Genomic DNA, 15,684 nt, shown 5'->3' on the forward strand with positions numbered 1-15,684 from the left:
AGGCATTCACGGTAGCACGCATGCTATGCTCGCTCGCTGACGGGCGTGGCGCATGCCGGCGGACCGGGGGCCGGCCCTCCGGCATGCGCCACGCCGTTCGATCGAACATCCAAGGAGAAAAACATGTCGATGCGTGCATCCCTTTCCATCGTCACGCGTGTGCTGGCCGGCGCCGCGTGCGCAGCCGCGATGCTGCCCGCCCATGCGCAGAACAACCTGAACTTCCTGAACGACACGCCGATCAGCTATTTCAGCAAGACCGACCGCGCGTCGCTCTCCAAGGCGGTCGTGCAGGCGCGCGACGAAGGCAAGGACGGCGAAACCACGACGTGGCAGAGCAACGGCCGCGGCACGCAGATCGACGCGAAGCTCACGCCGAGCACGACCGAGACGGACGGCAAGACCTGCCGCGAAATCGCGACCGAAATCACCGCGAAGGGTCAGACGATGACGCTCAAGCCCGTCTACTGCAAGACGGCCGCGGGCAAGTGGCAGCTGCAGAAGCGCTGAGCACGCGCATGATGAAGCGGGGCGGCGCGCCGCGCACGGTGTCGTGCGGCGTCGTGATCCTCGATACGGCCGGCCGCGTGTTCCTCGCGCACGCGACGGACACCACGCACTGGGACATCCCGAAGGGGCAGGGCGAACCGGGCGAGACGCCGGCCGACGCCGCGCTGCGCGAACTGCTCGAGGAAACCGGCATCGAGTTCGCGCCGGCGCGCTTGCTCGATCTCGGCCGCTTCGCGTACCGGCACGACAAGGACCTGCACCTGTTCGCGGTGCAGGTGGCCGAAGGCGAGATCGATCCCGCGCGGTGTACGTGTACGTCGCTGTTTCCGAGCCGTCGCGACGGCTCGATGATTCCCGAGATGGATGCGTATCGCTGGACCGTGCCGGGCGACATCGACGCCTATGCGAGCCGCAGTCTCGCGCGGCTGTTTCGCACGAAGCTGTCGCTGGCGGAGCTGCATCGGCGGTTGTCGGGCGCGTGAATGAGCGCCGCGGCTGTCGCTGCGGCCATCCGTCCTTCGGCGCACGCCGATAAAAAAACCGGCCCTCGAGCCGGTTTTTTTCATGGGCAGGCAGCGGGGCGGCTTGCGAAGCCGCACGCCGCCGCGTGCAGCAGGCCGTCAGGCCGGCTTGCCCCAGCTGTCGCGCAGCCCGACGATCCGGTTGAACACCGGCTTGCCCGGCTTCGAATCGACACGGTCTGCAACAAAGTAGCCGTGGCGCTCGAACTGCAGGCGCGTTTCCGGCGCGACGTCGCCGTTGCCCGGCTCGACGTACGCCTGCACGATCTTCTTCGAATCGGGGTTCAGCGCCTCGAGGAAGTTCGCGCCGCCCGCGTCCGGGTGCGGCTCCTTGAACAGGCGGTCGTAGATCCGCACTTCGGCCGGCTGCGCGTGCTTCGCGCTGACCCAGTGGATGTTGCCCTTGACCTTGTACGTGTTCGCGCCTTCGGTGCCCGACTTGCTGTCCGGGAAGTAGTTGCAGTGCACGGCCGTCACGTTGCCGTCGGCGTCCTTGTCGAAGCCCGTGCACTCGATCACGTAGCCGTAGCGCAGGCGCACCTTGTTGCCCGGGAACAGCCGGAAATAACCCTTCGGCGGATTCTCGACGAAGTCCTCGCGCTCGATCCACAGCTCGCGCGAGATCGGGAACGTGCGCACGCCGCGGTCCGGATGGTGCGGATGCACGGGCGCCGTGCAGGCTTCCTCGAGGTCTTCCGGATAGTTGTCGATCACGAGCTTCAGCGGATCGAGCACCGCGACCGTACGCGCGGCCTTGTCGTCGAGGTCGTCGCGCAGCGCGCCTTCGAAGATGCTCATGTCGATCCACGAATCGATCTTCGTCACACCGATCCGTTCGCAGAACAGGTGAATGCTTTCCGGCGTGAAGCCGCGGCGGCGCACGCCGACGATCGTCGGCATCCGCGGGTCGTCCCAGCCGTCGACATGGCCTTCGGTGACGAGCTGCAGCAGCTTGCGCTTGCTGGTGATCGCGTACGTGAGGTTCAGCCGCGAGAATTCGATCTGTTGCGGCAGCGGGCGCGTGAACACGCCGGCTTCCGCGAGTTCGTTCAGCACCCAGTCGTACAGCGGGCGGTGATCCTCGAATTCGAGCGTGCACAGCGAATGCGTGATGCCTTCGAGCGCATCCGAGATGCAGTGCGTGTAGTCGTACATCGGATACACGCACCATGCGTCGCCGGTGCGGTAATGGTGCGCGTAGCGGATCCGGTAGATCACCGGGTCGCGCATGTTCATGTTCGGCGACGCCATGTCGATCTTCGCGCGCAGCACGTGCTCGCCTTCCTTGAACTCGCCGGCCTTCATGCGGCGGAACAGGTCGAGGTTTTCTGCCGGCGTGCGATCACGGAACGGCGACGGCTTGCCGCCTTCGGTCAGCGAACCGCGGTTCGCGCGCATTTCGTCGGCGCTCTGGCTGTCGACGTACGCCTTGCCGCGCTGGATCAGCAGCTCGGCGAATTCGTACAGCTTGTCGTAGTAGTCGCTCGCGAAATACTGATGATCGACCGCGTCCTTGCGCCAGTCGAAGCCGAGCCAGCGCACCGCGTCGACGATCGAGTCGACGTATTCGACGCTTTCCTTTTCCGGGTTCGTGTCGTCGAAGCGCAGGTGGCACACGCCGCCGTAGTCGCGCGCGACGCTGAAGTTCAGGCAGATGCTCTTCGCGTGACCGATGTGCAGATAGCCGTTCGGCTCGGGCGGGAAGCGCGTTTCGACGCGGCCGCCCCATTTGCCGGTGCGGTTGTCGTCGTCGATGATGTTGCGGATGAAATTGGAAGCCGCGGGGGCGTCGTTGCGTTCGGTGCTCATGCGGTTGGCGTCAGGGTTGTGTCGGCGCGTCGCGCCGGTTTAATCCTGTAATTCTACCTGACCGGGGTCCGTCCCGCGCGGCCTGCCGGTCGGCTGCCGTCGGTTCGCGAGGTGTTTCGCAATATATCGAGTGTGTGTCGGCTGTAACACGACGTAAATCGGATTGCCGGCACCGTTCGGGTTTTCCTATGATCGCTTTACCGATTCAATGCCGCCATTCGCAATTTTTGCCTGGCGGGAGGAAGCCAATAATCATGATGAAGAAGACCACTTTTCTCGTTCGTACCGCGGTAATCGTCGCGGCCCTGTCGCAACTCGGCGCATGCGCGATGACACATACGCAGCGTAACGCCGGTATTGGGGCGGCCGCGGGCGGCGCGCTCGGCTACCTGATCACGGGCGGCCCGATCGGCACGGTGGCCGGCGCGGCGGCAGGCGGCCTGGTCGGCGCCGGCGTACGCTGATCTGCCACGCCGGCTGGCGCCCGCGACGCGGGCGCCACTGCATGCCGGCCGGTCGTGACGCCTGCCTGAGCGCGTCACGACCCGCTCGAAGGTCACGCACATCCCCCGGATTTTGACAGGCACCATCAGGGAGAGGCGGGTGTGCGACACTGCGTCGACGCTACAACACGATTCCATTCGTCGACGAATCCTTCCATGACCGACCCCGTCGTTTTCGTCCTGCCGGGCTATGCCAATTCGGGCCCGCTCCACTGGCAAAGCCGCTGGGAGCGCGCGGATGCGCGCTTCTCGCGGGTCGCGATGCCTGACTGGCACCGCGCATTCCGTAATGGCTGGTGTCTCGCGCTCGACCGGGCGGTCGAAGCCGCGCGCGGGCCCGTGCTGATCGCCGGCCACAGCCTCGGCACGCTGACCACCGCCTGGTGGGCGACCCGCTATGCACGCCCGGCCGCGCTCGCGAAAGTGCGCGGTGCGCTGCTCGTCGCGTTGCCCGATCCCGCCGGGCCGGTGTTTCCGGCAGAGGCACACGGCTTCGGCCCGGTGCCCCACGAGCGGCTGCCGTTTCCCACCTGTGTCGTCGCGAGCAGCGACGATCCGTACGGTTCGCTCGCGTTCGCACGCGGCTGCGCGAACGCGTGGGGCAGCACGTTCCATGACCTCGGCCCGCGCGGCCACATCAACGCGGACAGCGGGCTCGGCGACTGGCCGCAAGCGCGCGGCTGGCTCGACGCACTCGGGCGTTAGTCAGCCTGCTGTCGTGCGCGGGGCGCGGCCGTGTAATCCCGTCGTTGCACGCCACGTGCGCTCGCAGCCGCCGCGATGCCGTCACCCGAATCGCGTCAGATCGCCTGTTTCGCCTTCAACGCGGCGATCCGCACGTCGTCGTAGCCGAGCATGTCGCGCAGCACGTCTTCCGTCTGCGCGCCGAGTAGCGGCGGGGCCGTGCGCGCGTCCGGCGGCGTCGCGCTCATCCGGATCGGGTTGCGCACGAGCTTCACGTCCGCGCCGCACGGGTGCGGCAGCGACACCTGCATCCCGCGCGCGACCACCTGCTCGTTGTCGAACACCTCGTCGAGATCGTTGATCGGCCCGCACGGCACGCCGGCCGCTTCGAGCGCGCCGATCCAGTCGGCCTTGCCGCGCGCCTTCACCATCTCCGCGAGGATCGGCACCAGCGTGTCGCGGTGACGCACGCGCGACGGGTTCGTCGCGAAGCGCTCGTCGTCGGCCAGCTCGGGCCGCCCGCCGGCCTCGACGAACTTGCGGAACTGCCCGTCGTTGCCGACCGCGACGATGATCCAGCCGTCGCGCGTCTGGAACGTCTGGTACGGCACGATGTTCGGATGCGCGTTGCCCCAGCGCACCGGCGGCTTGCCGCTCGCGAGGAAGTTGGTGTTCATGTTCGCGAGCAGCGCGACCTGCACGTCGAGCAGCGCCATGTCGATGTACTGGCCTTCGCCCGTGCGGTCGCGGTGCGCGAGCGCGGCGAGCACGGCGATCGTCGAATAGAGGCCGGTCGCGAGATCGGCGATCGCGACGCCGGCCTTCTGCGGGCCGCCGCCCGGCTCGCCGTCGCGTTCGCCGGTGATGCTCATGAAGCCGCCGATCCCCTGCACGATGAAGTCGTAGCCCGCGCGGTGCGCGTACGGGCCGGTCTGGCCGAAGCCGGTGACCGAGCAGTAGACGAGATCGGGCTTCACCGCGCGCAGCGCTTCATAGTCGAGCCCGTATTTCCTCAACTGGCCGACCTTGTAGTTTTCGAGCACGACGTCGCTCTGCGCGGCGAGCTCGCGCACGATCTGCTGCCCCTCGGGCGTCGCGATGTCGATCGTCACCGAGCGCTTGTTGCGGTTCGCCGCGAGGTAGTACGCGGCCTCGGCGGTATCCGCGCCGTCCGCGTCCTTCAGGTACGGCGGCCCCCAGTGGCGCGTGTCGTCGCCGGCGCCCGGGCGCTCGACCTTGATCACGTCCGCGCCGAAATCGGCAAGGGTCTGCGCGCACCACGGGCCCGCGAGCACGCGGGTCAGGTCCAGCACGCGGATATGGCTCAGGGCACCCATCGTCGAATCGTCTCCTTTCATGGCGGGCCTGCGTTGTCGGGCAAGGCCGATTGGCATGCCGAGCATCTTAAGGCGAATCGGCCGCGCGGGTGGCCCAGGCGGCTCGTCCGGATGGCCGAGCCGCCTTGCCGGCGCTTTGCCCGGAAGCCGGCCCCGATCCCGTATAATCGATCGTTTCCGAATCCATGCCGCCGCGCGCCCCGCCTGGGGCGGCGGCGTTTGAAGCCGTCTTTGCCAGACTGTCCCCGCACGCCATGAAAGCTGCCGAAATCCGCGAGAAATTCCTCAAATTCTTCGAATCGAAGGGCCACACGATCGTCCGCTCGTCGAGCCTCGTGCCCGGTAACGACCCCACGCTGATGTTCACGAACTCGGGCATGGTCCAGTTCAAGGACGTCTTCCTCGGCACGGACCCGCGCCCGTACTCGCGCGCCACGACGGCGCAGCGCAGCGTGCGCGCGGGCGGCAAGCACAACGACCTCGAGAACGTCGGCTACACGGCGCGCCACCACACGTTCTTCGAGATGCTCGGCAACTTCTCGTTCGGCGACTACTTCAAGCACGACGCGATCAAGTTCGCGTGGGAGCTGCTGACCACGGTCTACCAGCTGCCGAAGGACAAGCTGTGGGTGACCGTCTACCAGGAAGACGACGAGGCCTACGACATCTGGGCGAAGGAAGTCGGCGTGCCGACCGAGCGGATCATCCGGATCGGCGACAACAAGGGCGCGCGTTACGCATCCGACAACTTCTGGACGATGGGCGACACCGGCCCGTGCGGCCCGTGTACCGAAATCTTCTACGACCACGGCCCGGACGTGTGGGGCGGCCCGCCGGGGTCGCCTGAAGAAGACGGCGACCGCTACATCGAGATCTGGAACCTCGTGTTCATGCAGTTCAACCGCGACGCGCAGGGCAACATGACGCGCCTGCCGAAGCAGTCGGTCGACACCGGCATGGGCCTCGAGCGTCTCGCCGCGGTGCTGCAGCACGTGCACAGCAACTACGAGATCGACCTGTTCCAGAACCTGATCAAGGCCGCCGCGCGCGTGACCGAGATCAGCGACCTCACGAACAACTCACTGAAGGTGATCGCCGATCACATCCGTGCGTGCTCGTTCCTGATCGTCGACGGCGTGATCCCCGGCAACGAAGGCCGCGGCTACGTGCTGCGCCGGATCGTGCGCCGCGCGATCCGCCACGGTTACAAGCTCGGCCGCAAGGGCGCGTTTTTCCACAAGCTGGTGGCCGACCTCGTCGCCGAGATGGGCACCGCCTATCCGGAGCTGAAGGAAGCCGAACAGCGCGTGACCGACGTGCTGCGCCAGGAAGAAGAGCGCTTCTTCGAAACGATCGAGCACGGGATGTCGATCCTCGAAGCCGCGCTGGCGGAGGTCGAGGCGAAGGGCGGCAAGGTGCTCGACGGCGAACTCGCGTTCAAGCTGCACGACACGTATGGCTTTCCGCTGGACCTGACGGCCGACGTGTGCCGCGAGCGCGGGATGACGGTCGACGAGCCGGCCTTCGACGACGCGATGGCGCGTCAGCGCGAGCAGGCGCGCGCGGCCGGCAAGTTCAAGGCGACGCAGGGCCTCGAATACTCGGGCGCGAAGACCACCTTCCACGGTTACGAGGAAATCGCGTTCGACGACGCGAAGGTCGTCGCGCTGTACGTCGACGGCTCGGCCGTCAACGAGGTGAAGGCCGGCCAGGACGCGGTCGTCGTGCTCGACCACACCCCGTTCTATGCGGAATCGGGCGGCCAGGTCGGCGACCAGGGCGTGCTCGCGAACGCCGCGACGCGCTTCGCGGTGGCCGACACGCTGAAGGTGCAGGCCGACGTGATCGGCCATCACGGCACGCTGGAGCAGGGCACGCTGAAGGTCGGCGACGTGCTGCGCGCGGAAATCGACGCGCACCGCCGCGCCCGCACGCAGCGCAACCACTCGGCCACCCACCTGATGCACAAGGCGCTGCGCGAAGTGCTCGGCGCGCACGTGCAGCAGAAGGGTTCGCTCGTCGACGCGGACAAGACCCGCTTCGACTTCGCGCACAACGCACCGATGACCGACGACGAAATCCGTCGCGTCGAGCAAATCGTCAACAACGAGATCCTCGCCAACGCGCCGGGCATCGTGCGCGTGATGCCGTACGACGAAGCGGTGAAGGGCGGCGCGATGGCGCTGTTCGGCGAGAAGTACGGCGATGAAGTGCGCGTGCTCGACCTCGGCTTCTCGCGCGAACTGTGCGGCGGCACGCACGTGCACCGCACCGGCGACATCGGCCTGTTCAAGATCGTCGTCGAAGGCGGCGTCGCGGCCGGCATCCGCCGCGTCGAGGCGATCACCGGCGACAACGCGGTGCGCTACGTGCAGGAGCTCGACGCACGCGTGAACGAAGCCGCGGCCGCGCTGAAGGCGCAGCCGTCGGAACTCACGCAGCGCATCGCGCAGGTGCAGGAGCAGGTGAAGTCGCTCGAGAAGGAACTGGGCGCGCTGAAGTCGAAGCTCGCGTCGAGCCAGGGCGACGAGCTCGCGCAGCAGGCCGTCGAAGTGGCGGGCGTGTACGTGCTGGCCGCGACGCTCGACGGCGCCGATGCGAAGACGCTGCGCGAAACGGTCGACAAGCTGAAGGACAAGCTGAAGAGCGCGGCGATCGTGCTGGCGGCCGTCGAAGGCGGCAAGGTCAGCCTGATCGCGGGCGTCACGCCGGACGCGAGCAAGAAGGTCAAGGCCGGCGAGCTCGTGAACTTCGTCGCGCAGCAAGTGGGCGGCAAGGGCGGCGGCCGTCCGGACATGGCGCAGGCGGGCGGCACCGAGCCGGCGAACCTGCCGGGCGCGCTGGCCGGCGTGAAGGGCTGGGTCGAAGAACGGCTCTGATCCCTGAGCGTTGCACGACCGATGCGATGCCGTCGCCCTGACGGCATCGCGTGAATCGAAAAACGACCCGATCGGCAGGCGCCGGTCGGGTCGTTTCGTTTGTGCAGTCCATGCGCGTCGATCGATGCGGCGGCGCGCGCATACGGGTCAGGCCGGCACGGTCACCGTTGGCGTCGTCATGTCCCCAGGCTGCCGCGCGGCGTCGGTGAGCGCATCGCGCAGCGCGGCGAGCGCCGCCGACGCATAGCCGCGCCGCCACCCGAGCAGCGTGTCGATGCCTTCGAGTTCGGGAATCGTGTGCGCGGCGATGTTGCCGGTCTCCGGTTGCAGATCGAGCACCGAACGTGGCGCGACCGCGACGCCCGCGCCGGCCGCGACGCACGCGACGATCGCGTGATACGAGCCGAGTTCGAGCACCCGGGCCGGCTTCACGCCGTGCGCCGCGTACCACCGTTCGACGTACTTGCGATACGCGCAGCCGCGCTCGAACGCGATCAGCGTCGGCAGGATCACGTCGCGCGGCGTGCGCACCGGCGGATGGCCGCGCGGCGTGAGCAGCACGAGATCCTCGCGGAAGATCGGCATTGTCTCGAACGTGTCGGGCAGCGTGTCCGGTTCGGGCGGCCGCGCGAACAGCGCGGCGTCGATCTCGAAGTCGCGCACGCGGTCGATCAGGCAGCCCGTCGTGCCCGTCAGCAGTTCGAGCGACACGTCGGGCCACGCATGGTGGTAGCGCGCGAGGAGGGTCGGCAGCCGGCTCGCGGCCGTGCTTTCCATCGTGCCGAGCCGCAGCCGGCCGCGCGGTGTGTCCTCGCGCACCGCGTCGCGCGCCTCGTCGGCGAGCGCGAGCAGGCGCTCCGCATACGGCAGCAGCGTCTGCCCGGCCGGGGTCAGTACGAGCCGGCGGCCGTCGCGCACGAACAGCGCCGCGCCGAGTTCCTCCTCCAGCTGCTTGATGCGCGTCGTGACGTTCGACTGCACGCGATTGAGCTTGGCCGCCGCGCGCGTCACACCGTTTTCGCGCACGACCGCCCGGAAAATCGCCAGCGCCGCCAGGTCCATGATTCTCTCCGAGGGATGAGTCGATTCTGAATTATTCATTTTTCGAGAATGGTTGGTCAAGCTAGGATGGACCCATTCCGATTTCCGATCCGGCCGGCGCGCGACGCGCCGGTCCATGCCGCCATGTCCCGCTTCGATGCCCTGACCGCCGCCGCCCGCGTGCTTTCGTCCGACCAGGCCGACCGCCGTGCCCGCGCGGCCGCGCTCGCCTGCATGGTCGGCCTGGCCGTCGTGCTCGGCGTCGGCCGTTTCGCGTTCACGCCGCTGTTGCCGCTGATGCTCGCGGACGGCTCGATCGGGCTGAAAGGTGGCAGCTGGCTTGCGTCGGCGAATTACGCGGGCTACTTCGTCGGCGCGGTCAGTTGCGCGGCGCTGCGCGTTGCGCCGGCGCGAATGGTGCGCTTCGGGCTCGTCGCGACCGTGCTGCTGACCGCCGCGATGGGCGTCGGCCACCTGTTGCTGGTGTGGCTCGTCGTGCGCTTCGTCGCAGGCGTCGTCAGTGCATGGACGTTCGTGTTCGTGTCGCAATGGGGGTTGCGGCGTCTGGCCGAGCTGGCTGCGCCCGAATGGAGCGGGGTGATCTACGCGGGGCCGGGCGTCGGCATCGTGGTGACGGGGCTGATTGGCAGTGCGCTGGCCGGCCAGCGCGCGGCGGTGGGCTGGCTCGGTTTCGCGGCGTTGTCGGCCCTCCTGTCGGTTGCGATCTGGCGCACGTTCGGTACGGCGCCGGCTCCCGAACGGACTCCGACCCCGACACGCGCGCAGGCCACAACACCGCCGGCCGCCGCGCCGCATGCGGCCACCGTCGCGCCCGCCACCCCGACGGCGCGGGCCGACACGCGACGCCATCGCGCGGACGCCGCGTGGCTCGTCGTGCTCTACGGCGCACCGGGCTTCGGCTACATCATCACCGCGACGTTCCTGCCGGTGATCGCGCGCGCCGCGCTGCCGGCCGCCTCGCCGTGGCCTGACCTGTTCTGGCCGATGTTCGGCGCCGCGCTGATCGTCGGCGCGATCACCGCCGCGCGGCTGCCCGGGCACTGGGACAACCGGCTGCTGCTGGCGGCCGGCTGCGCGACGCAGGCGCTCGGCATCGCGGCCGGGATCGTGTGGCCGAACGCGGCCGGTTTCTCGATCGGCAGCGCGCTGCTCGGCCTGCCGTTCACCGCGATCACGCTGTTCGCGATGCGCGAGGCAAGGCGTCTGCACGGCGAGCGCGCAGCCGGGCTGATGGGCTATGCGACCGCGTCGTACGGCGTCGGGCAGATCCTCGGGCCGCTCGTCGCGGCGCCGCTGGCCGCGCGCTTCGGGTCGTTCACACCCGCGCTGTGGGTCGCGGTGGCCGCGCTGCTGCTCGGCGCCGCCGGCTTCGCGGCGACCGCCGCACACAGGCGCAGGTTGCCCTGACGCCGGTGGGGCCGGATCGTCTCGGGCGCGGGCAAACTCGCTAGAATGAAGCCTTTCCCGCGCCGAGCGGGTGTCCGACGCGGCCTGCAGGCCGATGCCCGGCGCTCGCCAGATCCCCATCGATGACCACCGCCGACTACCGCTTTTGCCCGCGCTGCGCGAGCCCGCTGACCGAGCGTTCCGATCCCGACCATGAAGGCGGCCGCGTCCGCCAGGCCTGCCCCGACGACACCTGCGGCTACGTGCACTGGAATAACCCGCTGCCGGTCGTCGCCGCGATCGTTGAACTCGACGGCAAGATCCTGCTCGCGCGCAACGCCGCGTGGCCCGAAGGGATGTTCGCGCTGATCACCGGCTTCCTCGAAAACGGCGAGACGCCCGAGGACGGCATCGCCCGCGAGGTGTTCGAGGAAACCGCGCTGAAGGCCGAGCACGTGTCGCTCGTCGGTGTGTACGAATTCATCCGCAAGAACGAACTGATCATCGCGTACCACGTGCGGGCGTCGGGCACGGTGTCGCTGTCGCCGGAACTGCTCGAATACAAGCTCGTCGATCCGCCGCTGCTGCGCCCGTGGCGTGCCGGCACAGGAGTCGCGCTCGCCGACTGGATGCGCGCGCGCGGCCTCGATTTCGAATTCGTCGACCGGCCGGGGCAGTGACGCGCCGGCCTGCCCGCGGCGTGTCGTCCGCCGTGCCGCGCGCGATCGCGACGCGGCGCCGCGTTGCCTGCCGGCGCGCCGCGTGCTTCGGCCGCCGCGCGTCGTTCCCATCGTCTTCACCATCCTCATCGCTTCCATCGTCCTGAGCGCCATCGCCATGTCCGACAAGCCGCAGCCGCGTCCGCGCGACGCCTATCGCCACTTCCTGCCGATCACGACCCGCTGGATGGACAACGACGTCTACGGGCACGTGAACAACGTCGTCTACTACAGCTACTTCGACACCGTCGTGAACGAGTACCTGATCCGCGCGGGCGTGCTCGACGTCGAGCACGGGCAGACGATCGGGCTCGTCGTCGAGACGCAGTGCAACTACTTCGCGCCGCTCGTGTTCCCGCAATCGGTCGACGCGGGGCTGCGCGTCGTGAAGCTCGGCACGTCGAGCGTGCGCTACGAAGTCGGGCTGTTCGCGCAAGGCGATGCGTCGCCCGCCGCGCAGGGGCATTTCGTGCACGTATACGTCGATCGCGGCACGCGCCGCCCGGTGCCGCTGCCCGACGCGCTGCGCGCCGCGCTCGAACCGCTCGCCGCCTGACCGGACGCGGTGCACGCGTTCGCGCTCCAGGCCTTCAACGGCCTCAGCTACGGCTTGCTGCTGTTCATGCTGTCGGCCGGCCTCACGCTGATCTTCAGCGTGCAGGGTGTGCTCAACTTCGCGCATGCGAGTTTCTACATGCTCGGTGCGTACGTCGGCTACAGCATCGCGGCCTGGGCGGGCTTCTGGCCCGCGCTCGTGCTCGCGCCGCTGGCGGTCGGGCTGCTCGGCGCCGGCTGCGAACGCGCGCTGCTGCGCCGCGTGCAGGCGCGCGGCCATACGAGCGAACTGCTGCTGACCTTCGGTCTTGCATACCTGATCGGCGAGGGCGCGAAACTCGTGTGGGGCCTCGCGCCGCTGCCGGCGCCGGTGCCGCCGCTGTTCGACGGCGCGCCCGTGACCGTGTTCGGTCTCGCTTTGCCGCGCTACCGGCTGTTCATGATGGCGATGTCCACGACGATGCTGGTCGCGCTCGGCGTGCTGCTGCGTGCGTCGCGCATCGGGCTCGTCGTGCGCGCGGCGCTTACGCATCGCGCGGCGGTCGAGGCGCTCGGCTACGACGTGCCGCGCGTGATGACGGCGCTGTTCGGCGCGGGCACCGCGCTCGCGGCGCTGGCCGGCGTGATCGGCGCGCCGCTCGCGGTGATCGAACCGGCGCTCGCCGAGACGGTCGGGTCGGTCGTGTTCGCGGTGGTCGTGATCGGCGGGCTCGGCTCGCTCGGCGGTGCGTTCGTCGCGTCGCTCGCGGTCGGCTTCGCGCAGACTTTCGCGGCCGCGAGCGACACGTCGCTGCGCGACCTCGCGCGATGGACGGGCATCGCGCTGCCCGACAGCGTGGCAGCGGTGTCGATCGCGCAACTGGCGCCGCTGGTGCCGTACCTGCTGCTCGTCGCGGTGCTGGTCGCGCGGCCGCGCGGATTGTTCGGCGAGCGTGTCGATGCGTAGCCGTGCACTGGCCGGATGCGTGCGCTGGGCGCTGTTTGCCGCGTGCGTCGCGCTGCCCGCGTGGCTGTGGCCGCATGGCGCGGTGCTCGGCTATCTCGCGCAGACGGCCGCACTCGTCGTGCTCGCGCTGTCTTACAACCTGCAGCTCGGCACGACCGGGCTGCTGTCGTTCGGGCACGCGGCGTTCGCAGGCCTCGGCGCGTTCGCGGCCGCCCACTGGTTCAACCACATCGGCGGCCCGCTGCCGCTGTTGCCGCTCGTCGGCGGCATGGCCGGCGCGGGCTTCGGGTTCGTCGCCGGGCTGCTGGCGACGCGCCGCTCCGGCACCGCGTTCGCGATGATCACGCTCGGGCTCGGCGAATGCGTCGCGGCGGCCGCGTGGAGCGTGCCCGCGTGGTTCGGCGGGATCGGCGGCGTGCCGATCGACCGGGCGAGCGGCGCGCCGTGGGGCAACGGGTATTTCGGCGCGCCGGCCCACGCGTATGCGGTGATCGCCGCGTGGTGCGTCGTGTCGGCGGCGGCCATGCATGTGCTGACGCGCACGCCGCTCGCGCGGCTCGCGAACGCGGTGCGCGACAACCCGGCGCGCGTCGCGGCGCTCGGCACCGATCCGCGCCGCGTGCGGCTCGCGATGGTCACCTGCGCATCGTTCTTCGCCGGCGTCGCCGGCACGCTGACGCTGATCGACGTCGAACTCGCGACGCCCGACAGCGTGTCGATGGCGCGCTCGGCGACCGTGCTGATCGCCGCGGTGATCGGCGGCACCGGTGCGTTCTTCGGGCCGGCGGCCGGCGCGGCCGTGCTGACCGCGCTGAGTATCGGCGTCGCGGGCGTGTCGCGTGCGTGGGCGCTGTATCTGGGCGTGTTGTTCGTCGCGGTCGTCGTGGCCGCGCCGGGCGGGATCGCCGGCATCGCGCGGGCGCTCGCGCATGCATTGCGGCGCGATGTACCGGCGATCGAGCGCTGGCGGGTGCTGTGCGCGATCGGTGCGTGCGTGTTCTGGGGCGTCGCGATCGTCTGCGCGGCCGAGCTTGGGTATGCGTGGCGCTTCGCGCAGGACGACGGCACGGGCCTCGCGTTCGGCGCATGGGGCATCGACGCCGATACGCCGGTCGGCTGGGCCGTCGCGGCTTCGGCGGCCGGCATCGGCACGCTGCTGTGGGGCTGGCGCGCGCGGCTCGGGCACGGCGCGGCGGTCGCCACGCAGGAGGACGCACGATGAACGGCAACGCGATCGCGCTGCACGGCGTGGTGCAGCGCTTAGGCGCGCAGACCGTGCTCGACGGCGTCGATCTGAGCATCGCGGCCGGTGAGCGCCACGCGCTGATCGGGCCGAACGGCGCGGGCAAGTCGACGCTGTTCGGCGTGATCGCCGGGGCGACGCGTCCGACGCGCGGGCGCGTCATGCTGCACGGCGTCGAGCTGCGTGGGCGCGGGCCGGTCGTCGCGAGCCGCCTCGGCATCGGCCGCAGTTTCCAGCAGACGAGCGCATTCGCGCGCCTCAGCGTATTCGACAACCTGCGCTGCGCGGCGCTGCATGCGCCGGCCGAGCGGCGGCGCTGGTGGACCCGGCTGCGCGAATCGGCGTCGATCGATCTCGCGGCCGCGCGCGTGCTGTACGACATCGGCCTCGACGCGCGGCGCGACACGCCGGCCGGTGAATTGAGCTACGCGGAGCAACGCGCGCTCGATCTCGGGATCGCGCTCGCGAGCGGTGCACGTACGCTGCTGCTCGACGAGCCGACGGCCGGCATGAGCCGCGCGCAGGCGGCGCGGATGATCGCGCTGATCCGTGCGACGACGCAGGGCCGCACGGTGCTGATGATCGAGCACGACATGGACGCGGTGTTCGGTTTCGCCGAACGCATCACGGTGCTCGTGCGCGGCGCGGTGGTCGCGACCGGCGCGCCCGATGCGATCCGCGCCGATCCGAGCGTGCGTGCCGCGTACCTGGGCGAGGGCGCGGCATGAACGCCGTGCTCGACATTCGCGGGCTGCGCGCGTGGTACGGGAGGCAGCCCGTGCTCGACGGCGTCGATCTCGCGCTCGCGCCGGGCGAGACGCTCGCGCTGCTCGGCCGCAACGGCTCGGGACGCTCGACACTCGCGAAGGCCGTGATGGGGCTCGTACGCACGGCCGGCTCGGTGCGCATCGCCGGCGCCGAATGCGCGGGTGCGCGCACGTTCGAGATCGCGCGGCGCGGCGTTGCTTACGTGGCTGAAAGCCGCGACGTGTTTCCGCTGCTGAGCGTGCGCGACAACCTGCGGCTCGGTTTGCGCGGCGCGAGCGGCGCCGCCGAACGCACGGCGCTCGATCGTCTGTTCGAGCGTTTTCCGCTGCTGGCCGCGCGCGCGGACGTGAAAGCCGGGCGGCTGTCGGGCGGCGAGCAGCAGGTGCTCGCGCTGGTGCGCGCACTCGCCGGCCGCCCGCGCGTGCTGATCGTCGACGAGCCGGCCGAGGGGCTTGCGCCGCTCGCGGTCGACGAAGTCGGCGCATGCCTCGCCGCGCTGCAGGCCGATGGCGTCGCGATCGTGCTGATCGAGCAGCGTCTGCAGCTCGCGCCGCGGCTCGCGCGGCGCGTCGCGGTGATGGGGCGCGGACGGATCGTCTACGACGGCGCGCTCGACGGGCTGGGCGGCGAGGTCGCCGATGCGTGGTTGAGCGCCGGCTGACCGCGCCCGGTCGATTGTTCGGCAAACTCCGCCAGTCAATTCGCATCGAGCCGCTTTATCGCTGCGGTGCCGCAACGTACATTGCCAGTCAGGCCGGTCGC

At 69.7% G+C, this 15,684-nt stretch carries 15 protein-coding genes; 12 read left to right on the forward strand and 3 right to left on the reverse strand.

The window, feature by feature from the left end:
• Positions 1-123: 123 nt before the first annotated feature.
• Positions 124-510, forward strand: coding sequence for a hypothetical protein (locus AP428_RS04215; protein ID WP_053523994.1), 387 nt, complete (start codon positions 124-126; stop codon positions 508-510).
• Between the two features lie 11 nt (positions 511-521).
• Positions 522-992, forward strand: a complete 471-nt coding sequence (locus AP428_RS04220; protein WP_054927662.1) for an NUDIX hydrolase — start codon at positions 522-524, stop codon at positions 990-992.
• 138 nt (positions 993-1,130) lie between these two features.
• Here the strand turns inward: AP428_RS04220 and AP428_RS04225 are convergent, their stop codons facing one another.
• Positions 1,131-2,840 carry a glutamine--tRNA ligase/YqeY domain fusion protein gene (locus tag AP428_RS04225; RefSeq protein ID WP_054927633.1) on the reverse strand — a complete coding sequence of 570 codons (1,710 nt, stop codon included), beginning with the start codon at positions 2,838-2,840 and terminating at the stop codon, positions 1,131-1,133.
• Positions 2,841-3,094: 254 nt separating this feature from the next.
• Between AP428_RS04225 and AP428_RS04230 the strand changes: the two genes are divergently transcribed.
• Together AP428_RS04230 and AP428_RS04235 are read left to right on the forward strand one after the other, a co-directional pair.
• Positions 3,095-3,304 carry an ornithine acetyltransferase gene (locus AP428_RS04230; RefSeq protein ID WP_006476248.1) on the forward strand — a complete coding sequence of 70 codons (210 nt, stop codon included), beginning with the start codon at positions 3,095-3,097 and terminating at the stop codon, positions 3,302-3,304.
• 195 nt (positions 3,305-3,499) lie between these two features.
• Positions 3,500-4,048, forward strand: a complete 549-nt coding sequence (locus AP428_RS04235) for an alpha/beta hydrolase (protein WP_054927634.1) — start codon at positions 3,500-3,502, stop codon at positions 4,046-4,048.
• A gap of 95 nt (positions 4,049-4,143) precedes the next feature.
• Here the strand turns inward: AP428_RS04235 and AP428_RS04240 are convergent, their stop codons facing one another.
• Positions 4,144-5,364, reverse strand: a complete 1,221-nt coding sequence (locus tag AP428_RS04240) for a CaiB/BaiF CoA-transferase family protein (protein ID WP_054927635.1) — start codon at positions 5,362-5,364, stop codon at positions 4,144-4,146.
• Between the two features lie 254 nt (positions 5,365-5,618).
• Between AP428_RS04240 and alaS the strand changes: the two genes are divergently transcribed.
• Positions 5,619-8,243, forward strand: coding sequence for an alanine--tRNA ligase (gene alaS, locus AP428_RS04245; protein WP_054927636.1), 2,625 nt, complete (start codon positions 5,619-5,621; stop codon positions 8,241-8,243).
• A 147-nt stretch (positions 8,244-8,390) separates the two neighbouring features.
• Here alaS and AP428_RS04250 read toward each other — a convergent pair whose 3' ends face one another.
• The gene (locus AP428_RS04250; protein WP_054927637.1) at positions 8,391-9,305 is read right to left on the reverse strand and encodes a LysR family transcriptional regulator; all 915 of its coding nucleotides are present in this window, start codon (positions 9,303-9,305) and stop codon (positions 8,391-8,393) included.
• A gap of 123 nt (positions 9,306-9,428) precedes the next feature.
• Between AP428_RS04250 and AP428_RS04255 the strand changes: the two genes are divergently transcribed.
• The 7 genes from AP428_RS04255 (at position 9,429) to AP428_RS04285 (ending at position 15,583) form a co-directional block, all read left to right on the forward strand.
• Positions 9,429-10,712, forward strand: coding sequence for a YbfB/YjiJ family MFS transporter (locus AP428_RS04255; RefSeq protein WP_054927663.1), 1,284 nt, complete (start codon positions 9,429-9,431; stop codon positions 10,710-10,712).
• A gap of 122 nt (positions 10,713-10,834) precedes the next feature.
• Positions 10,835-11,371: an NUDIX domain-containing protein gene (locus AP428_RS04260; protein ID WP_027814093.1), complete on the forward strand. Its 537-nt coding sequence runs from the start codon at positions 10,835-10,837 to the stop codon at positions 11,369-11,371.
• Between the two features lie 157 nt (positions 11,372-11,528).
• The gene (locus AP428_RS04265) at positions 11,529-11,966 is read left to right on the forward strand and encodes a thioesterase family protein (RefSeq protein ID WP_027787751.1); all 438 of its coding nucleotides are present in this window, start codon (positions 11,529-11,531) and stop codon (positions 11,964-11,966) included.
• Positions 11,967-11,975: 9 nt separating this feature from the next.
• Complete coding sequence (locus tag AP428_RS04270; RefSeq protein WP_053523989.1) at positions 11,976-12,911, forward strand: branched-chain amino acid ABC transporter permease; 936 nt, start codon at positions 11,976-11,978, stop codon at positions 12,909-12,911.
• Entirely contained in the window at positions 12,904-14,133 is a 1,230-nt protein-coding gene (locus AP428_RS04275; RefSeq protein ID WP_054927638.1) for a branched-chain amino acid ABC transporter permease, read from the forward strand. The genes AP428_RS04270 and AP428_RS04275 overlap by 8 nt, the downstream gene beginning before the upstream one ends.
• The gene (locus tag AP428_RS04280; protein WP_054927639.1) at positions 14,130-14,882 is read left to right on the forward strand and encodes an ABC transporter ATP-binding protein; all 753 of its coding nucleotides are present in this window, start codon (positions 14,130-14,132) and stop codon (positions 14,880-14,882) included. Before AP428_RS04275 ends, AP428_RS04280 begins: the two co-directional genes overlap by 4 nt.
• The gene (locus AP428_RS04285) at positions 14,879-15,583 is read left to right on the forward strand and encodes an ABC transporter ATP-binding protein (RefSeq protein WP_054927640.1); all 705 of its coding nucleotides are present in this window, start codon (positions 14,879-14,881) and stop codon (positions 15,581-15,583) included. The genes AP428_RS04280 and AP428_RS04285 overlap by 4 nt, the downstream gene beginning before the upstream one ends.
• Positions 15,584-15,684 lie beyond the last annotated feature (101 nt).

This window comes from Burkholderia sp. E168m22 (assembly GCF_001319805.1).
Classification (GTDB): Bacteria; Pseudomonadota; Gammaproteobacteria; order Burkholderiales; family Burkholderiaceae; genus Burkholderia; species Burkholderia orbicola.

What these genes read in the sequence shown, in the direction of transcription:
- AP428_RS04225 (WP_054927633.1), bottom strand. Translation starts at nt 2,840, where the DNA reads ATGAGCACCGAACGCAACGACGCCCCCGCGGCTTCCAATTTCATCCGC.
- AP428_RS04240 (WP_054927635.1), bottom strand. Translation starts at nt 5,364, where the DNA reads ATGGGTGCCCTGAGCCATATCCGCGTGCTGGACCTGACCCGCGTGCTC.
- AP428_RS04250 (WP_054927637.1), bottom strand. Translation starts at nt 9,305, where the DNA reads ATGGACCTGGCGGCGCTGGCGATTTTCCGGGCGGTCGTGCGCGAAAAC.
- AP428_RS04265 (WP_027787751.1), top strand. Translation starts at nt 11,529, where the DNA reads ATGTCCGACAAGCCGCAGCCGCGTCCGCGCGACGCCTATCGCCACTTC.
- alaS (WP_054927636.1), top strand. Translation starts at nt 5,619, where the DNA reads ATGAAAGCTGCCGAAATCCGCGAGAAATTCCTCAAATTCTTCGAATCG.
- AP428_RS04215 (WP_053523994.1), top strand. Translation starts at nt 124, where the DNA reads ATGTCGATGCGTGCATCCCTTTCCATCGTCACGCGTGTGCTGGCCGGC.
- AP428_RS04255 (WP_054927663.1), top strand. Translation starts at nt 9,429, where the DNA reads ATGTCCCGCTTCGATGCCCTGACCGCCGCCGCCCGCGTGCTTTCGTCC.
- AP428_RS04280 (WP_054927639.1), top strand. Translation starts at nt 14,130, where the DNA reads ATGAACGGCAACGCGATCGCGCTGCACGGCGTGGTGCAGCGCTTAGGC.
- AP428_RS04260 (WP_027814093.1), top strand. Translation starts at nt 10,835, where the DNA reads ATGACCACCGCCGACTACCGCTTTTGCCCGCGCTGCGCGAGCCCGCTG.
- AP428_RS04235 (WP_054927634.1), top strand. Translation starts at nt 3,500, where the DNA reads ATGACCGACCCCGTCGTTTTCGTCCTGCCGGGCTATGCCAATTCGGGC.
- AP428_RS04230 (WP_006476248.1), top strand. Translation starts at nt 3,095, where the DNA reads ATGATGAAGAAGACCACTTTTCTCGTTCGTACCGCGGTAATCGTCGCG.
- AP428_RS04285 (WP_054927640.1), top strand. Translation starts at nt 14,879, where the DNA reads ATGAACGCCGTGCTCGACATTCGCGGGCTGCGCGCGTGGTACGGGAGG.
- AP428_RS04275 (WP_054927638.1), top strand. Translation starts at nt 12,904, where the DNA reads ATGCGTAGCCGTGCACTGGCCGGATGCGTGCGCTGGGCGCTGTTTGCC.
- AP428_RS04220 (WP_054927662.1), top strand. Translation starts at nt 522, where the DNA reads ATGAAGCGGGGCGGCGCGCCGCGCACGGTGTCGTGCGGCGTCGTGATC.